Source organism: Mesorhizobium sp. M5C.F.Ca.IN.020.32.2.1, from assembly GCF_004023105.1.
GTDB lineage: Bacteria > Pseudomonadota > Alphaproteobacteria > Rhizobiales > Rhizobiaceae > Mesorhizobium > Mesorhizobium wenxiniae.
Genome location: NZ_RZSX01001116.1, coordinates 1 through 1,728, shown reverse-complemented (window position 1 = coordinate 1,728; position 1,728 = coordinate 1). Strand labels below are relative to the sequence as shown.

The 1,728-nt window shown below is 56.9% G+C and carries 3 protein-coding genes; all 3 read left to right on the top strand.

Features of this window, described 5'->3' with window-relative positions; genetic code table 11:
- On the top strand, nucleotides 1–634 hold a 634-nt coding region (locus EOA86_RS33455), incomplete at its 5' end, for a type IV secretion system protein (RefSeq protein WP_164892275.1).
- A gap of 36 nt (nucleotides 635–670) precedes the next feature.
- On the top strand, nucleotides 671–1,387 hold the full coding sequence (locus tag EOA86_RS33450) for a type IV secretion system protein (RefSeq protein ID WP_128345450.1): 717 nt from the start codon (nucleotides 671–673) through the stop codon (nucleotides 1,385–1,387).
- Nucleotides 1,384–1,728: TrbG/VirB9 family P-type conjugative transfer protein (locus EOA86_RS33445; protein WP_164892274.1), on the top strand; the 345-nt coding region annotated here is incomplete at its 3' end. The genes EOA86_RS33450 and EOA86_RS33445, both read left to right, overlap by 4 nt.

Sequence of the window (1,728 nt, the reverse complement as noted above, 5' to 3'; positions counted from 1 at the left end):
GTCAGGCTATTTCTCGGTCTTGCCGTCGATGGTCGGCTTCCTAATCATGTTGTGCGTCGCCGTCTTCATTGCCGTCGCACTGGCGATCCTGCTGCTTGCAAAAGTCATGATGTGGGTGCTGATCGGCACGGCGCCGATTTTCATCGCCTGCATGTTGTTCGAGCAGACGCGGAATCTTGGCGTTTCGTGGTTCCAACAGGTGCTTCTCTACGCGCTAATCCCGCTTTTCGTCTATGTCGTGGCCGCTTTCCTGATCGCTGCGATGGACCCTGAGTTGACCAAAGTCTCCAACGCCGCCAGTCAGCGCCGGCTCCAGCTCAGCGATATCTCGGCGTTCCTGCTGCTGTGCTGCGCCGGCGCGTTCGTCCTGATCAATATTCAGGTTCTCGCGCAAGGCATCGTCGGCGGCGTCGCCGCCGGGATCGGCAATGTTGCGCGGGCTGTTGGTCGCTACAGCGGCGTGACCGCGCCGATGAAAGCTGTCGATGTCGCCCGTGGCGCCGCCGGGTTCGTCGGCAATGCCGGCATGCAGGCTCGCGATCGCACACATGCCGGCATGCTCACCAACATCCGCGGCGCCAACGCCAGGGCCGCGATGCAGAACCGAATAAGCAACAACAGCATGCCGCGCTGAGCTGCTTGTGAGGGCAACTAAGGGCTAGATCGAAAAATGTCAGATTCAAAAGAGACTGCACTACGGACCTATTTCCAAGACGGCGATCGTTGGGAATATGAGATTGTCAAAAAGGCCAAGCGATCGCGCGGGCTCGCCTGGTTCGTGACTATCATTTTCGGGGCGATCACGTTGCTAGCGCTCGCGGCATTGGTGCTGCTGGTTCCGTTGAAGAGCTTCGAACCGTATGTCGTCGTGGTCGACAAAAATACCGGCTATCTGGAGGTCAAGAGCGGTCTGACCAGGCCTGCCAACATTACTGAGCAAAAGGCGGTCACTCAGGCAAATGTCGTGCGCTATATACGCGCCCGCGAGGGTTATGACCCCTACGAGATCGAACAGAACTTCGGGATTGCAGCCTTGTTGTCAACCAGCGATGCTGCGCGTGAACTGCAAGAACTCTACAGCGCTGCCAATCCGAAAAACCCCGCAAAAGTATACGGAAAAAACAAGCGGGTTTCGATCGACATAAAATCGGTGGCGGTCACTGAGCCGAGCGATCCTAGCCAGCCGCCATCAACGGCTCTTGTCCGTTTCTCAACGACGGAAAAATCCGACACGGATTCCATCACGCGGCACTACATTTCGGTCGTGCGTTTCCGCTACACCGACACCCCCACTGAAAATCAGTGGCTTTTTGAAAATCCCCTCGGCTTCCAGGTCTTCAGCTACCGTCGTGACCAGGAGACGGTGACCCCAGGAGGTGAGGGATGATGAAACACCTCCTGTTTTCGGCGGCGTTCTTCGCCGCAATCATGACTCACGCCCATGCGGCACAGTCGCCACGCCCGGGAAACCTCGACGGCCGGGTGACGAGCGTTGTCTACCAGCCCAACAACGTCGTGACGGTCAATGCGACTTACGGCATTTCGACAATGATCATTTTCGATGAAGATGAACGTTTCGAGACGATCTCGCTTGGCGACACGGAGAGCTGGCAGGTTGCGCCTTCAGAGAAGGGCAACATCCTGTTTGTGAAGCCGATCGCCCAAAACGTCACTACCAACATGAATGTCGTGACGACGAAGAGGATCTATTTCATCGAGCTTCACGAC

Coding starts and splice junctions, on each gene's coding strand:
- EOA86_RS33450 (WP_128345450.1), top strand. CDS start 671: ATGTCAGATTCAAAAGAGACTGCACTACGGACCTATTTCCAAGACGGC.